The sequence below is a fragment of the Paenibacillus sp. FSL W8-0186 genome (genome assembly GCF_037969765.1).
GTDB lineage: Bacteria > Bacillota > Bacilli > Paenibacillales > Paenibacillaceae > Fontibacillus > Fontibacillus woosongensis.
In genome coordinates this window covers 5087583-5106951 of the sequence record NZ_CP150207.1, presented here as the reverse complement: position 1 = coordinate 5106951, position 19369 = coordinate 5087583, and the positions used below count along the sequence as shown (strand labels likewise).

The following is a 19369-nucleotide window of genomic DNA, read 5'->3' as shown; positions in this document are numbered from 1 at the left end:
TCACCTGCAAATCTGAAAATTAGCAAGCGAGGCCGCCGATTACATGGAGATTACATGGAGACGCTATCTGTAGCTGTAGAGATAGATGGATCTGGAGTCTGTTTGCGGTTACGCCGGTTATCCTTCCAATTTGCGACTACCATGTATATGGAAGGCACGACGACCAGCGTTAGAACGGTCGAGAACATCAATCCAAATATAATGGTGAAAGCCATAGGTCTAAACAAGATGCTTCCTGTAATGGCCAATGGCAGCATTCCGATCATGGCCGTGAACGAAGTGAGCACGATAGGACGGAAACGGGCGCTTGCTGCGGAGATAACCGCTTCGTACAAACCGACACCTTCCCGCCGCGCATCCTCAATAAATTCAAGGAAGACAATCCCGTTACGTACGACAATACCCGCTAGTGAAATGATCCCCATAATACTCATGAAGCCAATGGAAGATCCAGAGACAAAGATTCCAATGATTCCGCCGGCGGCAGCCAGATATACTGTGGTCATAATAATAATCGGTGCCGATAGGGAGTAGAACTGGATCGTAATCATAATGAAGATTAAGAAAATGACGACGACGAACAGTATAGCCAAATCCCCGAATATATCCGCCTGATCTGAAGTTTCACCGCCAAATTCAATCGAATACCCGTTTGGAATAACCATGTCATTCAGAATAGCGCGCACCTCGGCGTTTAGCTCAGATGCTGTCTTTCCAACCGCATTTGCTTCGACCGTGATCATACGCTCAAGGTTATAACGCTGAATTTTTTGCGTTGTAAATGCCGACTTCATTTCAGCTAGCTGTGCTAAAGGAACTTGGACCCCTTGTTTATTGGTAATATAAATTTGCTGGAACAATTCGTTGGGGCTTGCCCCTTGAGTCGAGGCTTGAAAATTGATATCGACGATTTGCTTGCCTGTATCAAAGTCGCCGATGTCGAGTCCATCGCCCATGAGCCGCAGTGTTTGCGTCAGCGTACTGTAATCGATCATATATTCGTCCATGGCCTGGTTGTTAACTTCAAATTCTAGCGTATAGCTCTGGTTTCCGAAATTGTCTTTGATTCCAGTGGCGCCGTCTAACTTGGAAATTCTCTCTTTTAATTGCTGTGACAGCTTTTGCAGTGTACCCAGATCTTCACCGGCAATCCGGACGGAAACCGCAGAACCTACGGGGATTCCGAGTCTAGGGACATGGGTCGAAATTGTTGCGCCTGGGAATTGCTGCTTCAGCTCCGCTTCCCAAGCGGAGACGGTTGTATCTAATTTAAATAAACCCGGCTTGCCAATAACAGAAATCTGTCCGACAGAAGCTGAAGAGGCAAGGGCATTGGTAATGTCAGAATATAATTGGGGAGCCTTGCCGCCTACACCCACGCTGACCAGCTCGGTCTCGGGCTGCTTCTCAACCCACTGGGATATATTGTTTACCATGCGCTGAGTTTCCTGGAAGGATGTACCTACAGGCATTTCTACATTAATGCTAACATAAGGATCCTCGGACTCAGGGAACAAATCTATCGGCGTAATCAAAGCTAAACTGAAGGAGGCTGTTCCGATTAAGAGGCCTATGCCTGCATACAATTTAGGCTTTTTAAGTACTTTCGGGACCAGAGTGCCGGAATACCATTTGGTTAACGATTGAATTTGTTTGCCGAGCAAGCCGGCTGGCTTTGCCTCCTCTGAAGAAGGGTTATTCGGCTGATCAGTGACTTCTTCATCTGCAGCTCTGCTATTGGCTGCTCGTTGTCTGCGCCGGTTCTCATGCCACTGACGGAAAATCGGTATGATGGTCAGCGACATAATCATGGAAGCGAACATGGAGCAGGAAATGACAATAGGAAGCGGCTTAATAAAGGAACCGATATCCCCGGTTAAAAATAGCAATGGTGCAAATGCAAAAATGGTCGATAGGGTGGCAGTCAGGATAGATACGGATACTTCCTTTGCCCCTTTGATTGAGGCGACTTCGGGACTTTCCCCCAGTACGCTTAATCTGCGTTCGATATTGTCGTTGACCACGACGGCATCGTCGACCAGAATCCCTAGTACAATAATCAAAGCTACGATAGAAATTTCATTGATCGTAATTCCGGTGAAAGGCATCGCGATCATGCCTATCGCTATGGAAATCGGTATGGCTGCCGCCACGATTAGCGACGTCATTAGATTAAGCCCTAACGTACAGACCAAAATGACAGCAGTAATGGCGACCAGCATCTCCTGAAGCAGCTCGCTGAACATTTTACTGACGACTTCCTTTTGACCAAAGGCCGGAGAAAAATGTGCGTTGCTGGGCAAGCTTCCCTTAAGCTCATCCAGCTTCTGAGAAATCAATTTATCCATGGTCAGCACGTCCGAACCGGTCTGTGCGGACACATTAATGGAGATGGCAGGCTGTCCGTTGTAATAAGCAAGATAGGTCGGCTTCATGTCCGCCAGCTGAACCTGACCGACATCTTTTAAATATACCGGAGATCCGGTCTGCGTTCTGCTAATGAGTACTTCATTTAGTTCTTTGGCATCGGCAATATCAGAGACGACCAAATCATAGCTGCGAGAGTCATAATCCAGCGAGCCAAGCGGTGTACGGTTATTCATATTGGTTACAGCTTGCACAACCTGCTCCCAAGGAATACCGTATTGCTCTAGTTTCTGGAGGTCGACCTTAATGCTCACTTCTTTTTCAGGAATACCTTCGATCTTTACATCTGCAACGCCGCTCACCTGGCGTAACTTATCCCGCCAATCGATCATAAGATCACTGAGAGCATACAATGTATCCGGATTATCGGCAGAGATCACATAGGAACCTATGAAGGAGGAGATCAGGTCGTCGTTAACAATAGGTTTATGAACACCATTGGGCAAATCGGCGGTGGCATCCTCCACCTTTTTTCGCAATTGATCCCATGTGGCAGCTGCATCTGCATCCGGATAAGCATATACCATAATGGAGGAAACGCCGCTTGAGCTGGTCGATTCAATCGTTTCGATTGTTTCAACCTGTTTGATCGTCTGTTCCAAAATTTTAGTAACGGACTGCTCTACCCGCTCTGGCGTAGCTCCCGGAAAAACAGTTATGACTGCAGCTTGCTTCAATACGACGTCAGGCATATCCTGACGGGGGAGCGTAGTCGCGCTAAAAATACCGAATATAATTAAAATGATAAATAATAAGAGGGTAATCTTTCTTTTACGTATGGTATATTCGATCATTTTGCATTATCCTCCACGACCGTAATCGTGTCTCCGTCAAATAAGCGATCTGCCCCGATGCTGACAACGACATCACCCTCATGAAGCCCCGAGGCAATGCTCAAGCGGTTATCCTCGCTGATACGGGCACCTAATTCGACCACCGTTTTGACGGCTTTGCCGTTGACATGTTTGAACACATAAGGTTCCTGACCGTTACTAACTACCGCTCCGGCTGGTACAAAAATACCTTCCTGCCCGGCGGATGATAGGCCTACACGAACCACTTGTCCTGGAATCCAATCCTGCTTAGGATTAGGAACGCTCACTTCCACGGTTAATGTACCTGTTCCTTGATTGGTTGCAGGGGAGACTCTTATGACAGTGCCTTGCCGTTTGCTTCCGTTCTGTTCAAGTGCAACCACTTGTCCTGGTTTCCACTGGTTTGCTTGCTCGCTTGGAACGGCAATCGGAACCATCAGTGTGTCGATCGTGCCGATGACAAAGGCTTCGGCTCCAGCGGGAGCCATTTGACCAACGACTGCCCTTTTACTCAAAATAACGCCGTCTATCGGAGCGGTCAGTTTTGTTTTGCTTAATGCCAGTTGGGCTTGCTCCAGTTGGATCATAGCCTGGTCGTATGCTGCTTGTACTTGCATTTGTCCGCCTTTGGCTTGCTCTACGGCTGCCTCGGCTGCGCTTTTGCCGGCTTTGGCCTGTTCAACTCCAGCCTGTGCCGACTTGCGCTGCTCTGCAGTAGCGCCTTCGGTCAGCTCGGATAGCGCTTGCTTGGCGTTCTCCAGTGATGTTTCGGCATCTTTAAGCTGCAGTTGAAACTTCTCATAATCATCTAGCGATATTAGGCCGGCAGAATAAAGATTCGCATAACGCTCTTCATCTGCCAGGAATTTGTCGTAGGCACTCTGCGCCATAGCGACTGCATTCTGAGTCTGAGCAAGCTTCTGGGCGGAGGCGCCTTTCTCCACGGCAGTAAGGTTGGCCTCGGCTGTATCCAGCTGCGCCTTGGCCGCTTTGGCCTGAGCCTGAGCTGCTTCTACCCCTGCTTTGGCGGCGCTGAGCTGACCAGCGGCCTGAGCTACGCCGTTCTGCGCTTGTTTCAGTTGCAATTGCGCATTCTCATCATCAATGACAGCAAGGACATCCCCTGCTTTAATAGGATCGCCTGCTTCCACTAGCGTCTGTTCAATCTGTCCCGCAACTTGAAAGGAAATGCTTGCCTCCTGTTCCGGCTTCAGCGTTCCCGAGAAATTGTACTCTGCATTCAGAGGTTCTTTCTTAATGGTAATGACCTGTACGGCGGTTGCTACTTCTTTCGATGCCGTCCCTTTATCAGCTGAACCGCATGCTGCTGTAATCATCATCATTGAAATGGCTAAAAATAGAGCCGGCCAACGTCCTTTCATCCAGTTCCTCTCCTCCTAAGTTTATCCCCTAGTAAATTTTTTAACTTTAAAGTAACCCAGTCGTGGCGCGCTTGTCAAGCGAAGGTACAAAAGTTGATTTCTCCATTTTCTGATGATATTATGGGAGCGATATGACTAGTCTGAATTGGGAGAGAGAGGTAATTTTTCTATGAAAAGAAGTCTATCGGCAATGATATCGTCACTGCTGTGTTTGAGTCTTTTATCAGCGGGGCCGGTAGCAGTCCATGCCGCCAGTACGGACGAAGACAACACGATTCGTACCGGGAAGGAAGCGACTCTCAAAGAGGTATTAAAGGATTCCTTTATCGATTCGGGCACCCTAATGCCCATTAAGCGCCTGGATCTGGATAAGGTGCTGAAGTTATCGTTGGATCATTCGCTGAATTACAGACTATTAACTTTAAAACTGACGGCTGTAAAATTAAATGAAGGAAGCCTTAAAGAACAGCAAAAAGAGCTCAATAATGCCAGCGGAGGGGCGGGAAGCTCCTATACATTACCGGAATCCATTGAGGAGATTCAGGAGAAATATGGCGAGATTCCGGAGGAGATGCTGCCTTCCTTGTATCCGACGCTAGAAACTAATATGGTTGTGAATCAGTTATTAAATGGTGTTGGCAATATTGCCGATGCCATGAACAAGCAATTGCAAGGGCAACGCGACCAGCTGATTCTTGCTTTAAAGCAGATTGAGATGGAGCAGGCCAATACAGTTCTTGATTTGGAGGAAGCTCGCATAGGAATTAAGCTGCAAGTGACTTCGCAGTATGCGGAACTGCTCTCGCTTGACAAACAACGGACTGTGGCCGAAAAGTACTTGGAGGTCCTGAAGGCCGACTTGAGAAAAGCCGAACTGCTGCAGGAGATGGGCATGACTTCGGCGGTCAAGGTTACTGAAGCGCAAAGGGAAATTCAAAAGCAGGAGCAGCAGCTGGATGGGCTAAAAAACAAATATGAATTGGCGTTAATCCAGTTCAGCTTTGACCTTGGCATCGTCTATGATCCCAATATCGAGCTGGCAGATCTGCCGGAGTTCACCCCGCAGCCGATCAGCCCATTGAAGCGGGAGCGTATATTGGAAAAATCATTTGAAATGAAGCGGCAATGGAACTCCATCATTTTGGCAAAACATCAAGAGAGTCATACCCGTACTACCAATGAGGACCAGGAAGATCTGCTGGAATTAAATGTGCGTATTGCAGAGCAGCAGGCTGAAAAAACGCGGATCGAGCTTAATAAAAAAATCGATGAACTGTACAGTAATGCAGATTTGGCTTATAAGGCTTACGAAAATGCAGTAAACGATTATAATAACGCAAAGCAAGATAATATACACATGACAAAGCGATTCGACAATGGATTAATCTCTCGCCATGATTATGACAAGTCAGCATTTATGTTGACGCAGCAGGAGCTGGCGAAGGAGCTGGCTCGGATTCAGCTTTACGTAGTAGAGCGTTCTGTAGATGCGCTTGAAGAAGGCTTCATTATGTAAGAATCCATGCGGTAGAGGCACATGACGGACGGACCCGGCCATGAAAAACGTTCTTCCATTTTAAAAGATGGCAGGGCGTTTTTTTATGTTTTTCAGCCGGCCTGCTAGACGTGGCAACCACTATAGTTGGCCTATTCGCTAACCGTTGTTGTTAACCGCATCGCAAGCTGCTGTTGTTATAACTAGTTAGTGACTACCTAAAAAGACAAGTTTTGGTATACAAACTACTGTACGCCGCCGATTCGAAAATGATTCGCAATTAGTTGGATTTATTGGAGGATAGCTCGCAAAAACAGCTGGATTTTCTGTATGTAAAATTTGAATATTATCGTAGAGTATGTGATTGGCTGGAATTCTTGTAGTTAATATGAGTTGGATAAGGAAGTAAGTCCAAAAATTAATGCAGCAGGTACACGGAACCCAGCTATTTTATCTAAGTCATAGTATAAGGCTGAAATAGATACGGGCAATCCATCTAAATCTAATATTGCAATTATGGAAGTGAGTCAGGTTGGTTCGATCTATGTTATTCATAAGGCTTATAAGGGTTAGTAAGTTGTGGTCAATAGTCATAGGAGTTAGTGAATCATCGGACTATGTGAATCACAAGAATAAGTGAATCATCAGAAGTAGTAAGTCGTAAGGGGCAGGTCAGCAAGTCATAGGAGTCGGGTTATAATAGTAGGTTACACGTGCGCAAGCTGATATCTTAGATCAGGTAAACATAAAGTCAATTTATTAAGTCCCAAGCGTTTCTATTGAGTTCATACTGATGTACGCGCAATCCTGCGCCGGAGTAAATAGGGCGAAGCCATCCTTTTTGAGTTAGTGAACGTAAAATCCGAATGGCCGTACGATGATCGATACAAAGATGATCTGCTACTTGCTTGGGGCGGATGGGCTGGATAGAACTTAGGCATAGGCGAATAACTGCTGTTTCTTCCAAAGCGCTTGGTTTAAGAGGCTGTTGTTGTGTCAGGTAACGGTTGAAAAGCAACTGCAGCAAGTTGCGGCATATTTCGGGCCTATTGGCAACGTCATCGTATGCTAGTGATATAACTCGGTAGCCCAGTGATTGCAAGTAAAGCTCGCGATTCAATTCATTACTGTATTTGGTCCGGTCCATCTCGGTAACATGCGCACCATAGCCTTTAATTTCAAGTATGAATCTTAAATGCCCTGGTAAGAAGGCGAAATCACCGAAGTAGGAGCGCCCGCGCCAGTCTGGGACCTCGTACTCGGGATGAAGATGATCGAGGTTTCTATACAGGGGCCACCAGACATTTTTCAGAAAGAGTGTCTCTCCATGTCCGTGGCCTCTCTCAAGACGAGCTCTACGTTCTCCTTTACGGCGCAAAATATGATTGTTAATAAACTGCCTGTGGGCTTTTTCAAATTCCATGTTTACCTGCCTCCCGATCAAATTTGGTGGATATTAGAACATACACTAAAGCATACAAAAACGTCCTGCCCACTTTTTAAGGGACAGGACGTTCTTCGTCGTGTATATCACCATTATACGAATATGTATCGCATTTAGCTAGCGGTACAGATATGGAATATATTATTTTCTACAGAGGATGGGAGGCTTGTTAAAAAGGGGAGTGGATGGCATAGGGGCATAGCGGCATAGGGGCGTACGGTACGGTATAACGGTACACAGCATAACGGCATAATGGTATGATGGTATACGGTATGGTAACGGTAATTTAAATGGAATTCTTGCAATTAATTTAACTTAATTTCATGATAGGCTGAATTTAGCTGGATTTGGAGTATTTAAAATGGCTTACAAATGTAAAAGGTTGCTGTCGTGACTGATTTAAGCACCGTCAATCCAATTAATTTCTCTTCATCGAATATTTTCTATAGAATAGATACAGTAAATCCAATTGTCATCATCTATGATAAGTGTTCCGCATCGCTTATATCCGTTCATTCAGCAGCATGTGATGTTACAATTCCCATCCATCACTCCAATCCGACTCATTCCAATCACTTCAACCTATTGCATTTCATAATTCTATTATAATTTATCCGTTCCTTTCATCCTGCCCTGCTTCATTCTATGCCTACTCAATTCTGCCGTTGTCATAGCCTCAAGCTACCACTGACATCAACTTATCGCCCCTTCCCGCAAACCGATTGAACTAACCCATCGAACCAACCCATCGAACCAACCCATCGAACCAACCCATCGAACCAACCCATCGAACCAACCCATCGAACCAACCCCTCAACACCTACCCATCAAAATTCCCCCCCCACTGATGAAACTCCCGCCCCCACGACTTATTCCATTCCTTCCAGTCATCCCCAATTTCGTTCCGATTTTATCAAACTTGTTACTTTTGCGTAACTTTTCCGTCTAAAAGTAGTCTATTATTTATGTACTAGATTCCCAGAATGGAAGAATAGGGATCGGTTTTTGGCATAACGCATACAGATGGGAGAGTAATAAATTACAATGGTAGTTCGCAAAGACACGAAGTTGGTTCGGTTTGCTGTCAGAAACGGCAAGAAGCTTATTCTTGTTACGCTGGCCGGTATGATATGGATTCAGCCTGTGTGGAATGTTGGGACAGAGTGGTTTGGGCCTGCCTCAACAGCGCATGCGGCTTCAGAGCAGGCGGTGAAATTAAGTGAAGAATACATTACGTCTGGCGCCAAGCTATTAAAATATCAATATACGACAACGAGATCCGGCAAATCGGTGAAGGTGCTCGCCGATGTCATTCAAGTCGATTTGACAAATCCTTACGTCCATCTGGATGTCATGACAGGGAAGGGGGGGCAGGTAACGACCAGGCAGTCCGTTCAGGGAATGGCTAGAGAGACTGGCGCGGTAGCAGGCGTTAACGGCGATTTCTTCTCGACAACAGGGCAGGGCGTCGCGCTCGGCGGCGCGGTATCCCAAGGAACGGTCGTAACGAGCCCGTCGCAGCTGGCGGGGATGTATGCCTTTGCTCTGCGGAATGACGGAACCCCGATGATCGACCGGTTTGAGTTCCAGGGAAGTGTGATGACCGACAGCGGTCTGACCTTTCCGCTATCCGGCATCAATCAGGAAGCGTACATCACAGAGCCGGACAAGTCCTACAGCCACGCGAATAAAATGTATATATATACAAGCGCCTGGAAGTCCGAAGATCGCCCTAAAGACAGTTCTACAACACCTACAGAGGTGCTCGTCCAAGGCGGCGTAGTACAGCAGATATCGATTAAAGCGCCTATACCAGGCACGGTGCCTTCGGATGGCTACATATTGCGGGCTCACGGCACGGCAGCCGATTTCGTGGCCGCCAACCTGTACGTGGGGCAGCAACTAGATACCAACTACCGGCTTCGTTCACTTAGCAGCGGTCAAGAGCTGAATCCGGCTGACCTGAAAATGATGATCGGCGGACATACGCTGCTTGTAGACCAGGGGAAACCATCCTCTTTTACGCGCTCTGTGACCAGCATTAGCGGCAGCAGCGCGGTAGCCCGTACAGCAATTGGCTATTCCCAGGATGGCAAATACGCCTACCTGATCGCTGCGGAGAAGAACAATAGCAGCTCCGGCATGACCCTGTCCGAATTGCAGAAGTTCATGGCTGCGATCGGTATATGGAAAGGTCTCAATCTGGATGGCGGAGGCTCAACGACAATGGTCGATCGTCCGCTGGCTGAAAATGAGGTGACCCTGACCTTTACAACATCCAATGGAGACGGCTCGCAGCGTGCGGTGGCCAACGGGCTGGGCGTATATACTACGGCGCCCCAAGGGACGCTGAAGGGGCTTAAAGTCAGCGGAGCATCCTCGCTTCTGATTGGACAAACGGCGGATTATTCGCTGAAGGGGTACGACACCTACTATAACCCGGTGGACGCTTCGGGGATTCAGGCAACCTGGAAGGCGGATAACGGCAATGTAAGCTGGACGGGAGCGGGCTTTAAGGGCGTGAAACCGGGGACATCGCAAATTACAGCGGTTAGCGGTGATGCGAAGACAAGCATGAAAGTGACTGTCCTAGGCGGCAGCGATTTGGATAGTCTCGCTTCAACGACAACCTATGCGCCGCTTGCGGCGGGTACTAGCGTCTCCGTACCAATGCAGGCCAAGCTGAAGGATGGGCGAACCATAGAGGTGCCGGCCGAATCCTTGACCTGGGAGTTTAAAGGAATGAAGGCTGCGGTATCCGGCGGCGTATTGACGGTGCAATCCGTCAATGCAGGAGCCAAAGTGGCTTATGCTACGGCGAAATATGATGGATTCAGTTCGACGCCGATCGTTCTGTCAACCGCAGAGGAGCAAATTTGGGAGAACTTTGAGAACACGGGTTACCCGATTTCCTTTAAAGGACTTCCTTCCGAAGCGGCTGGAACGGCTATGGTTGTACAAGGAACGGGAGAGCGCCAGAACTCCAAAGTCCTTAAGCTTGATTATGACTTAACGAACGGGACAGGCAATAAATTTGCCTATGCGGAATTCAATGGAACGGCAGGAAGAAGCATTCCTGACGGCTCGACGGCAATGTCGGTAGATGTGCTGGGGGATTCCAGCCTGAATTGGCTGCGGGCGGAGTTTGCAAATCCGGATGGCAAGGCGGTGTACGTAGATCTGGCCAAGCCGCTTAATTTCTCGGGCTGGAAGACACTGACGGTTGATCTGAGCGCAGCAGGCTTGAAGCCTTCGGCCAAGCTGAAGCGGCTATACCTTGTTAACCTGGAGGAAGGACAGGACGAGCGTGCTTTAACCGGAAGCGTTTCTTTTGATAATATTAAATTTACTTCGCCTGTTATGGATGGAGATACCGGCCTGCCTAGCGCAAAAGTAGTTATGACTGTAGGCCAGAAATCCCTGACCGTTAACGGCAAGAAACAAGGGATCGACGTCGCTCCGCTGCTGCAAAACGATACGACGTATGTACCGATTAGATATGTGCTCGATCATTTTGGCGGACAGTCAGAATGGAACGCTACGTCCAAGAAAGTTACTGTGCTGTCGGGCAGCTCTGTCATGGAACTGACGGTAGGCAAGAAGGAATTTACACTGAACGGTACAAGGAAGCAATCGACGGTTTCACCGATTATTGTAGATGGAAGGACTTTGGTCCCATTGAGATTGGTGTCGGAAGCACTTGGTATCGATGTAAAATGGGAAAAGAAAACCAAATCCATTACCCTTGAATCATGATATGATTAAATATGGCATATATGGACACAAGGAAATGGAGAAGGTGTAATTGGACTTTCAAGCCGATGCTATAGATCGCGTCATTAAGAACGCTATAAGCGTTATGGAGAACAGCAAACTGCAAATGCTGGAAATATTGGATTCGGCACGAAATGAGCTGAAAACGCTGAATAACGAGCTTCAGCAGGTCATGAAGGAAACGGCGGAAACCGTGGAAAAGGTTGACCAGCTTGAGGTAAATTACCGGCGTTCCCGCATCCGGCTGACGGAAGTCAGCCGGGATTTCGTGCGCTATAAAGAAGAGGATATCAAGCAGGCTTACGAGAAGGCGACACAGCTGCAGCTCGACCTGCTTATTTACCGTGAAAAAGAAATGTATCTGAAGGCCCGGCGTGATGAATTGCAAAAGAGGGCTCGCAATGTGGATAAATCCGTCGAGCGGGCTGAGACCATCGGCACGCAGATGGGAGTTGTGTTAGAATACTTGTCAGGGGAGCTGGGACAAGTTACTCGGATTCTGGAATCTGCCAAAAACCGCCAGATCATCGGCTTGAAAATAATACTGGCCCAGGAAGAGGAACGCAAGAGAATCTCCCGCGAGATACATGACGGTCCCGCGCAACTGCTCGCAAATCTAGTGCTTAGGACGGAAATTGTAGAAAGAATGCTAGCTAGGCAGGAATTTAAGATGGTCCAGGACGAAATAATAGATTTAAAGGGACAAGTGCGCTCCAGCTTGGAAGAAATGCGAAAAGTCATCTTTAATCTTAGACCGATGGCGCTGGATGATTTGGGGCTCATTCCGACATTGCGCAAATATGTGCATGACTATGAAGAGAAGACAAAAATCCGAACGACCTTTGAGACAAGGGGCAAGGAATACCGTCTTAGCTCGGCCATGGAGGCAGCAGTATTCAGATTAGTCCAGGAAGCGCTCACCAATGCGGCAAAACATGCCTTTCCAACGTATGTCATCGTAGAAATTACGTATCAAGCCCAGATGGTTAAAATTATGGTTCAAGATAACGGACTGGGGTTCAAGGTGGATCAGCTGGAGCTTAAGAACAAAGAGCACACCCATTTTGGATTAATTGGCATGCGGGAAAGGGTGGAGTTGCTGGAAGGAAGAATGGAAATAGAATCAACGGCGAATTTGGGTACCAAAATCGTCATCCATATCCCGACAAACGCAGAGAAGAGGAAGGAGTTACAGGATGGATAATCTTAATTCTAACACTAGACAAACAATCAAAGTTCTCTTGGCTGATGATCATCAACTTTTTCGCGAGGGGCTTAAACGGATTCTAAACATGGAGGAAGATATCGAAGTTGTTGGCGAATGCGGCGACGGGTCCCAAGTTCTAGAAGCATGCCAGCAGTTATTTCCCGAAATCGTTTTGATGGACATTAATATGCCGCAATTGAACGGAGTGGACGCGACGGCAGAGCTTCGCGATGCCCTTCCTGAGGTAAAAGTAATTATTCTATCTATACATGATGACGAAAGTTATGTGTTTGAGACGCTGCGCAAAGGAGCTACTGGCTATTTGCTGAAGGATATGGAGGCGGAGTCGCTTGTCAATGCGATTCGTACCGTAGCTGAGGGCAACGCCTTTATTCATCCAAAGGTGACGGGCAAACTGATTCAGCAGCTGCGCCGGATGGAGTATTTAAGTGAGACTGGGGCAATTGCGGAAGACAGCGCCATTCGTGAAGCCGGGGTGAAATTTGTAGCCGGTGACGACAATCCGCTCACAAGACGGGAAGCAGAGGTACTCCGTTTGATGGCGGAAGGCCGCAGCAATAAAATGATCGGCGAGCACTTGTTTATCAGTGAGAAGACGGTCAAGAACCATGTCAGCAGCATTTTGCAAAAGATGGATGTAGATGATCGAACGCAAGCCGTAATAAACGCGATCAAATTCGGTTGGGTAACTTTATAAAAGGAAGGATCTTGCTTATCCGTCGTAAAAGACATCAGCAAGGGTCTTTCGCGCTTATCCGTTTCCAATATTTACTTTAAATTGAAAAGTGAGGTCGCATCTGTTCTTTTTTGGACAAGGATACAATGCAGCAGTTAAGCCTGTACATACAGCTAGGCAGCATGATTCGAATGCGACGTTGGATAATAAGCATACGTCTTATCAGGGATATGTAATGAAAGCCCAGTAACCGACCTGCTTCCGGCGGCATATATTGTCGCATAGGGAGGTTGAGTCGCATGATTCCTTACATGGTCTGGATATTGTTTAGTTATGGCGTTGCTGGAGCGCTTGTGCATTTTTTTCACAGCAGGTATTTAAAGTATGAAACGAGCTCTCGAAAGCAGGTTCACTATATTCTAGTAGCTCATAATCATGAGAACCAGATGGAGTGGTATTTGCGGGCGCTTATGTGGTACAGCTGCTTGAGAGCACAATCTCTCCGGGTTACGATACTGGACGATGGTTCACAGGATGACACGCTGGCGATCATTGAGCGAATGAAGTATGCCAATGAAATGAACCTGACCGTAGTTGGCGAGGCTGAAATCCAGGATGAACATGACATCATCCGGAGCCATTCTCCTAACGATGGGGAGCAATTGAAATTCATCGATCTCCGGGTGCCGCACGAAGCGGCGAAAATACCATATGTTCAGGCATAGCTGCAGTCAATTGAATATGCTGGTGAAACGTAAGATGTGAAGCACACTCTTGGGCATGGCCGAGGGGTGTGCTTTTTTGCGTTTGGATGGAACGGAGAAGATAAGGTGCTGTTATAAGGTGTGTTCGACGCTAACGTGGGAAAGGCTTGCGCAGCACTCGTACGGCGAATGAAGGTTGGGAGTGATGTGAATGATTTATCTAACTGATGGTAACTGATGAACTAATTGATGAACCAATTGATGAACCAATTGATGGGCTAACTGATGAGCCTGATGAGCCGACTAGTGAACAAACTAATGAACAAACTAATAGCCGACCGACTGGTGAAATAACTGGAGTTGTTACATTTAATAACTCCGTTCTTTAGCAAAATGAGTAATTAGCTGGATTTCCTGTATTTAAAAAGCGGTTGAAAGGGAGGTGAGTCCCAAAAACAATGATTTTGATGCATGAAATACAGTTAGTTCACCTAAGTTCTTGTATAAAAACGAACTAGATACATGAAATACATTTAATTCGATTAGTAGTTGTACTAGAGCAACCCAGGTCATTTTGATTAAGCGCCAAAGTATCGTGCAGCATCTTCTTCAAAAGGTTCTTTTTCTTTTTTTAGAAATAGCAGAATGTATTAAAGGCTAGTGATAGGCTGGGCTGGCCCGGAAAGGGCTTGCCGCAGCGCGGATATTTTTGGGACAAGGGTGATTTTTTGTGGGGAGGACTGTCCTATTCCGTAAATGCTACTATCCGTGGTTGTGTATTTTAGTAGACTGCAAGGTTGTCTTGAAATGAAGATTTGGTGCTTATAAAGCAAAAGGAGGGATCGGTTGAAAGTCTGTTTGTACGCAGTTAGATGCCCATCAGAATGGGAGGTAAAAGTCAGCTTGGATTTTGGCATTGATCTGGCATGGTGGACGCAGGACGGGCGGGTAAATGTAAGTTGGAGTGGCGTGGGGCGGAGCGGTATTGGCCAGCAATACACAAGGTTAGAAGGCGGCTGGGAAAACGGCGCGGAGTTAGCCGGACGGGCGCCAGGGGCCGGGGAGACGAAATTTCTCCTGCTTCTGGCTGCCGAGCTGCCCTTAGGCTTGGCTGTAGGCCTGCGGGATGGATTTATGCACCATGCTCGTATGGATGAGTGGGGGGCGCGGCAGTGGAATGAATATTTGCAAGAAGAACTGGCCCGGCGATTTAAGGTTGAATTGGCGCGTGACAAGTATCTTCTAGAAAGCTTAGGGCTAGCGCGGCTTATATGGACGAGGGAGAAAGGGATGACGCGGGAAGGACGAGCTATACAAAGGGAAATGGAAGAGAGAATGAGCCTGTGGGGAGCGAAAGCGGAACAGGCTGGGGGGGCGACAGCCGAACAGGGTGCTCATTTGGACAGAGGTGGACTGGATAGATGCGCTTTGGAGTTGCGGGTGATCGCAGAGAGCGCGTCGCGGTTAGTAGACGCACTGGCGGGGCGGTCGCTGCTGGCCGCGGAGCTGCAGCAGCTCCTGGTGGAGCGCCTGCCGGAGCTGGCGCCGGCGTGGCGCTCCGCCGCCCAGTACGCGCACCTGCAGGGGCGCGTACAGCTCACCGCGGGCGTGGCCCCGGCCACCGCCCGCCACAGCCGTGCCCCGCTGCGCGGCTGGGCACGGCCTACCCGCTGCCGCCGCTGCGGCAGCGAGGCCTTTCGCCGCACGCCCTGCGGGTCGTGCGGCCTGAGCAGCTGCGCCTACTGCGAGGCCTGCCTCGCGCTGGGGCGCAGCCGCTCTTGTGCGCTGCTGCTTCGCGGCAGCGCCTGCGCCGTGCCGCCGCCGGGCCCGCCCGGCAGCGGTGGCGGCACGGCAGGGCCCCCCACCGGGTCCTTGCTGGACCGGTGGGGGCTTAGCCCCGCGCAGCGCGCAGCTGCGCGGGGGAGGCGCTGCGCTTCCTGGCGGGCACGCAGGAAGCGGGCGGGCGCGGCGGCCTTCCGGCCGCCAAGGCCGCGACGCATGCGCGAATTCCGCGCTTTTTGCTCTGGGCCGTAACTGGAGCGGGAAAGACGGAAATGATTTTTCCCCTGATTCAATATGCGCTTGATCGCGGTGGGACGGTGCTGGTAGCTACGCCGAGACGGGACGTTGTTCTAGAGCTGGCTCCCCGGATCGCAAAAGCCTTTCCCGATGAACCGGCGGCAGTTCTCTACGGAGGCAGCGTCCAGCGCTGGGAGCGGGCGCGGCTCTATCTGGCCACGACCCATCAGCTGCTAAGGTTCCATGAGGCGTTCGATCTTGTCATTATCGACGAGCTGGATGCCTTTCCCTATCATAACGATCCCATGCTTGCTTTTGCGGCAGAGGCTTCCTGCAAACCCGACGGGCGCTTCATCTATTTATCGGCCACGCCCCCTTTATCTTTACAGCGCGAGATCCGCCAAGGAAGGCTGGCGCACGCAAAGGTTCCGGCAAGATTCCACGGTTATCCGCTGCCTGTGCCGCGGCGCGTCGCCATGAGCAGTGTAGCGGAGGCTGTACGGCGTCAGCGGCTGCCGGGCTCGCTGCTGCAGCCCCTAAACGAGTCGATTCGGCGAGGGGCGCAAATTTTTATGTTCGTATCGCGCATCCGGCATATTGATCCCTTTGTTGCTATGCTGCGGCGCAGGTTTTCTGCTCTTTCAATAGAGGGAACTTCTTCCCAGGACGAGCAGCGCTCCGATAAAGTGCTCGACTTCCGCTCGGGCGAAGTTCGCATCCTCGTAACGACGACCATTCTGGAGCGAGGCGTGACCGTGCCGAAAAGCGATGTATATATTTTGGATGCCGACAGCGAGCTATTTGACGAAGCCTCCCTCGTGCAAATGGCCGGTCGAGCCGGCCGTTCCAAAGATGACCCTGCGGGTATTGTCGTCTTCGCTTCCCCCGAGTGGACAAACTCTCAGCGTGGAGCCGTGAAGCAAATCAAAGCAATGAACAAAATCGCGCTTAAAAAGGGTTTTCTGCGGCAAGCTGATTCGAAGGCAGGCCAACCAAGGTAGGGCTATCGAAATGAAACGTAGTTTGGACATCAGTAAAATTGGAGCCAAAGTAATGCGATGTTAAGGAAAGGAGGATGAGTATGAAACTTGTTAGGAATATAGCCAAGGACCCCTCTTGCTTATATTCAGAACAACTTGGGCGGTTGTTCTCAGGCATGTTGAAACCAATCCATCGATTGCTGAGTCAGGCAGGCAGCCTCTGTTTGGCTTGCGGCAGCAAGATAACCGCACAGATTCCCGGTTATCCCGAATTGTGCCTGTCCTGCTATTCGAGCATCCCTTGGATTATGCAGCCCCGCTGCCCGGTTTGCGGGCGTCATGTCGGGTGTCCGGATTGCAGCCGGACGGGAGGAACGACGCGTTGTTTTGTCATCAACCGCAGCAGTGTAGCCTATAACGCTTCGATGCGTCAATGGCTGGCTCAGTATAAATACCGCGGACATGAGGCCTATGGTGCGGTTCTCGTACGCATGATGGGACGGGCTGTAGAGCAAATGAAAAATGAGTTGGGACTTCAAAAAAACTTTTTTGATGCAGTTACGTTTGTGCCTTTGAGCGGAGCAAGGCGGGTGGAACGCGGATTCAATCAGGCAGAGCAGTTGGCTAGGGGAGCTGCTTTAGCTGGAGGCCCTATCGGAAGCAGTACGCCTTTGTTAAACTTGTTGACGCGTACCCGGCATACCGATAAGCAAAGCTTTAAGAGCAGACATGAAAGGCTTAAAAATATGCAAGGTGTTTTTCAAGCTTTACCCGATGCCTCTGAACGGCTGGCAACTGTGGCGGCACGCTCTCAGGGAACTTTTTCCGACCATGGCGGAGCCATTCGTTTGCTGCTCGTGGATGATGTCTATACGACAGGGAGCACGATCAATGCCTGCGCTGCCGTGTTGCAAAACATTTGCTCAGAGCTGGGGGAAAGCGGCGAAATTTACAGTTTGACCTGGGCAAGATCTTAAATATAGCAAAATTCAGTATTTTTGTAGGAAATTATGGACGAACACCCCTGAAATAAGGTAATCTATTTTAAACAGCTTTACGATTGGACAAGTAGGGGGAATGGTTATGAATTTGGGAAATTGTCCGCGCTGCGGCAAACTGTTCGCCAATAATTTTAGGGACATCTGTCCATCCTGCATTAAAGATATCGAGAAAGAGTATGAGAAATGTCTTGAATATTTGCGTCAAGAGAAACTGGCTACGATCCAGGAGGTTCATGAGGCGACAGGCGTCTCCGTCAAACAGATTACAAAGTTCATTAAAGAGGGACGGATCACTGTAGCCAATAACCCGAATATGATGTACCCTTGTGAGGTCTGCGGTGTGCTTATTCGTGAGAATAATATGTGTGATTCCTGCCGTACCCGTCTTACGCGTGATTTGACTGCCGCTGTCAGGGAAGAGGGCGGAGCTAGACAAGCTCATGATGATCGTAACCACAGCGGGGCTTATAGCGCAGTCGACAAATTCCGTAATCAATAATGCCAAAATAACCTATATTATTATTGAAATTCCTAAACTTCGCTATTAACAATGTTTAAACCTACGCCGATAAACTTAGTAAAGATTATCGGTTTTTTTTATTTGAAACGAGGTGAATGAATTTGAAAATCAATGAGACAGGTCGAATTAACGGGGTCAATCCGTATCAACGCAACGTTGAGAATCGGGATACTTCAGTAGATAAGAAGAAGCAAAGGGACCAGCTATCGATTTCTTCGGAGGCCAGAATCATGCTTGAAGAGCACAATCAAGTTCAAGACCCTAAGCGGATGGAGCGAATTGCTGAGTTAAAGAAGGCAGTATCCACGGGGACGTATCATGTTGAAGCCAGCAAGCTAGCGGAGAAGATGGCGCCGTACTTCAAATCATTTGTTGATCCGGGGGATTCCAAGTGAGCGTACAGAACGTAATCGATGTTTTGCATCAGACGGATGAAATGTATCGGAAGATCATTGAACTTGGCAAGGAAAAGCAGCAGGCCATTATGGATAACGATATTGCTCTTTTGACAAAGCTGATGAACCAAGAGGCTCGTCTGCTCAAACAAACCGAGGAGCTTGACGAGCTTCGCGAACAAGCCGCCCTGCAGTTTTTGCAGGAAAAGGGGATTCGTTCTCAGCTTAAACTAACGATTACCGAAATGACACGTCTCGTATTCGACGTAACGGAGAAGCAGCAGCTGTTGGCCGCTCAGGCCCAGCTGTCGGATACGCTAAGAGAGCTGAAGCGCTTGAACGGAATAAACAAGGAACTGGTCGAACAGTCCTTAACATTTATAGATTACAGCCTCAACTTGTTTGTAAGCGAGCCGGAGGATGACATGATGTACCGCGATCCTTCGAAGCAGCATGCTGCGCAGAAGCCACGCAGTTTTTTTGACACGAGAGCTTAAAAGGATAGGAGT

14 protein-coding genes are annotated in these 19369 nt (G+C 48.7%); 11 read left to right on the top strand and 3 right to left on the bottom strand.

Annotated elements, in window-relative coordinates:
- Nucleotides 1-50 precede the first annotated feature (50 nt).
- The gene (locus MKX50_RS22885) at nucleotides 51-3221 is read right to left on the bottom strand and encodes an efflux RND transporter permease subunit (protein ID WP_339157846.1); all 3171 of its coding nucleotides are present in this window, start codon (nucleotides 3219-3221) and stop codon (nucleotides 51-53) included.
- Nucleotides 3218-4624, bottom strand: coding sequence for an efflux RND transporter periplasmic adaptor subunit (locus tag MKX50_RS22880; protein ID WP_339157845.1), 1407 nt, complete (start codon nucleotides 4622-4624; stop codon nucleotides 3218-3220). The genes MKX50_RS22885 and MKX50_RS22880 overlap by 4 nt, the downstream gene beginning before the upstream one ends.
- Before the next feature lie 211 nt (nucleotides 4625-4835).
- Here MKX50_RS22880 and MKX50_RS22875 point away from each other — a divergent pair, with 211 nt between their 5' ends.
- Entirely contained in the window at nucleotides 4836-6140 is a 1305-nt protein-coding gene (locus tag MKX50_RS22875; protein WP_339157844.1) for a TolC family protein, read from the top strand.
- 730 nt (nucleotides 6141-6870) lie between these two features.
- Here the strand turns inward: MKX50_RS22875 and MKX50_RS22870 are convergent.
- Nucleotides 6871-7542, bottom strand: a complete 672-nt coding sequence (locus MKX50_RS22870; protein ID WP_339157843.1) for a hypothetical protein — start codon at nucleotides 7540-7542, stop codon at nucleotides 6871-6873.
- Between the two features lie 1065 nt (nucleotides 7543-8607).
- Between MKX50_RS22870 and MKX50_RS22865 the strand changes: the two genes are divergently transcribed.
- From MKX50_RS22865 to MKX50_RS22820, 10 genes are all read left to right on the top strand, one after another.
- Nucleotides 8608-11319 carry a stalk domain-containing protein gene (locus MKX50_RS22865; RefSeq protein ID WP_339157842.1) on the top strand — a complete coding sequence of 904 codons (2712 nt, stop codon included), beginning with the start codon at nucleotides 8608-8610 and terminating at the stop codon, nucleotides 11317-11319.
- 49 nt (nucleotides 11320-11368) lie between these two features.
- A complete protein-coding gene (locus MKX50_RS22860; protein WP_155612515.1) occupies nucleotides 11369-12541 on the top strand; it encodes a sensor histidine kinase in 1173 nt (390 codons plus the stop codon).
- Entirely contained in the window at nucleotides 12534-13262 is a 729-nt protein-coding gene (locus MKX50_RS22855) for a response regulator transcription factor (protein ID WP_213593633.1), read from the top strand. The genes MKX50_RS22860 and MKX50_RS22855 overlap by 8 nt, the downstream gene beginning before the upstream one ends.
- Before the next feature lie 278 nt (nucleotides 13263-13540).
- The gene (locus MKX50_RS22850; protein ID WP_213593635.1) at nucleotides 13541-13966 is read left to right on the top strand and encodes a hypothetical protein; all 426 of its coding nucleotides are present in this window, start codon (nucleotides 13541-13543) and stop codon (nucleotides 13964-13966) included.
- Between the two features lie 206 nt (nucleotides 13967-14172).
- The gene (locus MKX50_RS22845; protein WP_339157841.1) at nucleotides 14173-14334 is read left to right on the top strand and encodes a hypothetical protein; all 162 of its coding nucleotides are present in this window, start codon (nucleotides 14173-14175) and stop codon (nucleotides 14332-14334) included.
- A 1629-nt stretch (nucleotides 14335-15963) separates the two neighbouring features.
- Nucleotides 15964-16965: a helicase-related protein gene (locus MKX50_RS22840; protein WP_339157840.1), complete on the top strand. Its 1002-nt coding sequence runs from the start codon at nucleotides 15964-15966 to the stop codon at nucleotides 16963-16965.
- Between the two features lie 155 nt (nucleotides 16966-17120).
- A complete protein-coding gene (locus MKX50_RS22835; RefSeq protein WP_339157839.1) occupies nucleotides 17121-17921 on the top strand; it encodes a ComF family protein in 801 nt (266 codons plus the stop codon).
- A gap of 106 nt (nucleotides 17922-18027) precedes the next feature.
- Nucleotides 18028-18444: a TIGR03826 family flagellar region protein gene (locus tag MKX50_RS22830; protein ID WP_213593636.1), complete on the top strand. Its 417-nt coding sequence runs from the start codon at nucleotides 18028-18030 to the stop codon at nucleotides 18442-18444.
- Nucleotides 18445-18566: 122 nt separating this feature from the next.
- Nucleotides 18567-18860, top strand: a complete 294-nt coding sequence (flgM, locus tag MKX50_RS22825) for a flagellar biosynthesis anti-sigma factor FlgM (protein ID WP_213593638.1) — start codon at nucleotides 18567-18569, stop codon at nucleotides 18858-18860.
- On the top strand, nucleotides 18857-19357 hold the full coding sequence (locus tag MKX50_RS22820; RefSeq protein WP_213593640.1) for a flagellar protein FlgN: 501 nt from the start codon (nucleotides 18857-18859) through the stop codon (nucleotides 19355-19357). Before flgM ends, MKX50_RS22820 begins: the two co-directional genes overlap by 4 nt.
- The last annotated feature ends 12 nt before the right edge of the window (nucleotides 19358-19369 follow it).

Excerpts from the sequence above, each read along its gene's own strand:
- MKX50_RS22845 (WP_339157841.1), top strand. The coding sequence starts at position 14,173 with ATGGTAACTGATGAACTAATTGATGAACCAATTGATGAACCAATTGAT.
- MKX50_RS22855 (WP_213593633.1), top strand. The coding sequence starts at position 12,534 with ATGGATAATCTTAATTCTAACACTAGACAAACAATCAAAGTTCTCTTG.
- MKX50_RS22885 (WP_339157846.1), bottom strand. The coding sequence starts at position 3,221 with ATGATCGAATATACCATACGTAAAAGAAAGATTACCCTCTTATTATTT.
- MKX50_RS22830 (WP_213593636.1), top strand. The coding sequence starts at position 18,028 with ATGAATTTGGGAAATTGTCCGCGCTGCGGCAAACTGTTCGCCAATAAT.
- MKX50_RS22870 (WP_339157843.1), bottom strand. The coding sequence starts at position 7,542 with ATGGAATTTGAAAAAGCCCACAGGCAGTTTATTAACAATCATATTTTG.
- MKX50_RS22850 (WP_213593635.1), top strand. The coding sequence starts at position 13,541 with ATGATTCCTTACATGGTCTGGATATTGTTTAGTTATGGCGTTGCTGGA.
- MKX50_RS22865 (WP_339157842.1), top strand. The coding sequence starts at position 8,608 with ATGGTAGTTCGCAAAGACACGAAGTTGGTTCGGTTTGCTGTCAGAAAC.
- MKX50_RS22835 (WP_339157839.1), top strand. The coding sequence starts at position 17,121 with ATGTTGAAACCAATCCATCGATTGCTGAGTCAGGCAGGCAGCCTCTGT.
- MKX50_RS22880 (WP_339157845.1), bottom strand. The coding sequence starts at position 4,624 with ATGAAAGGACGTTGGCCGGCTCTATTTTTAGCCATTTCAATGATGATG.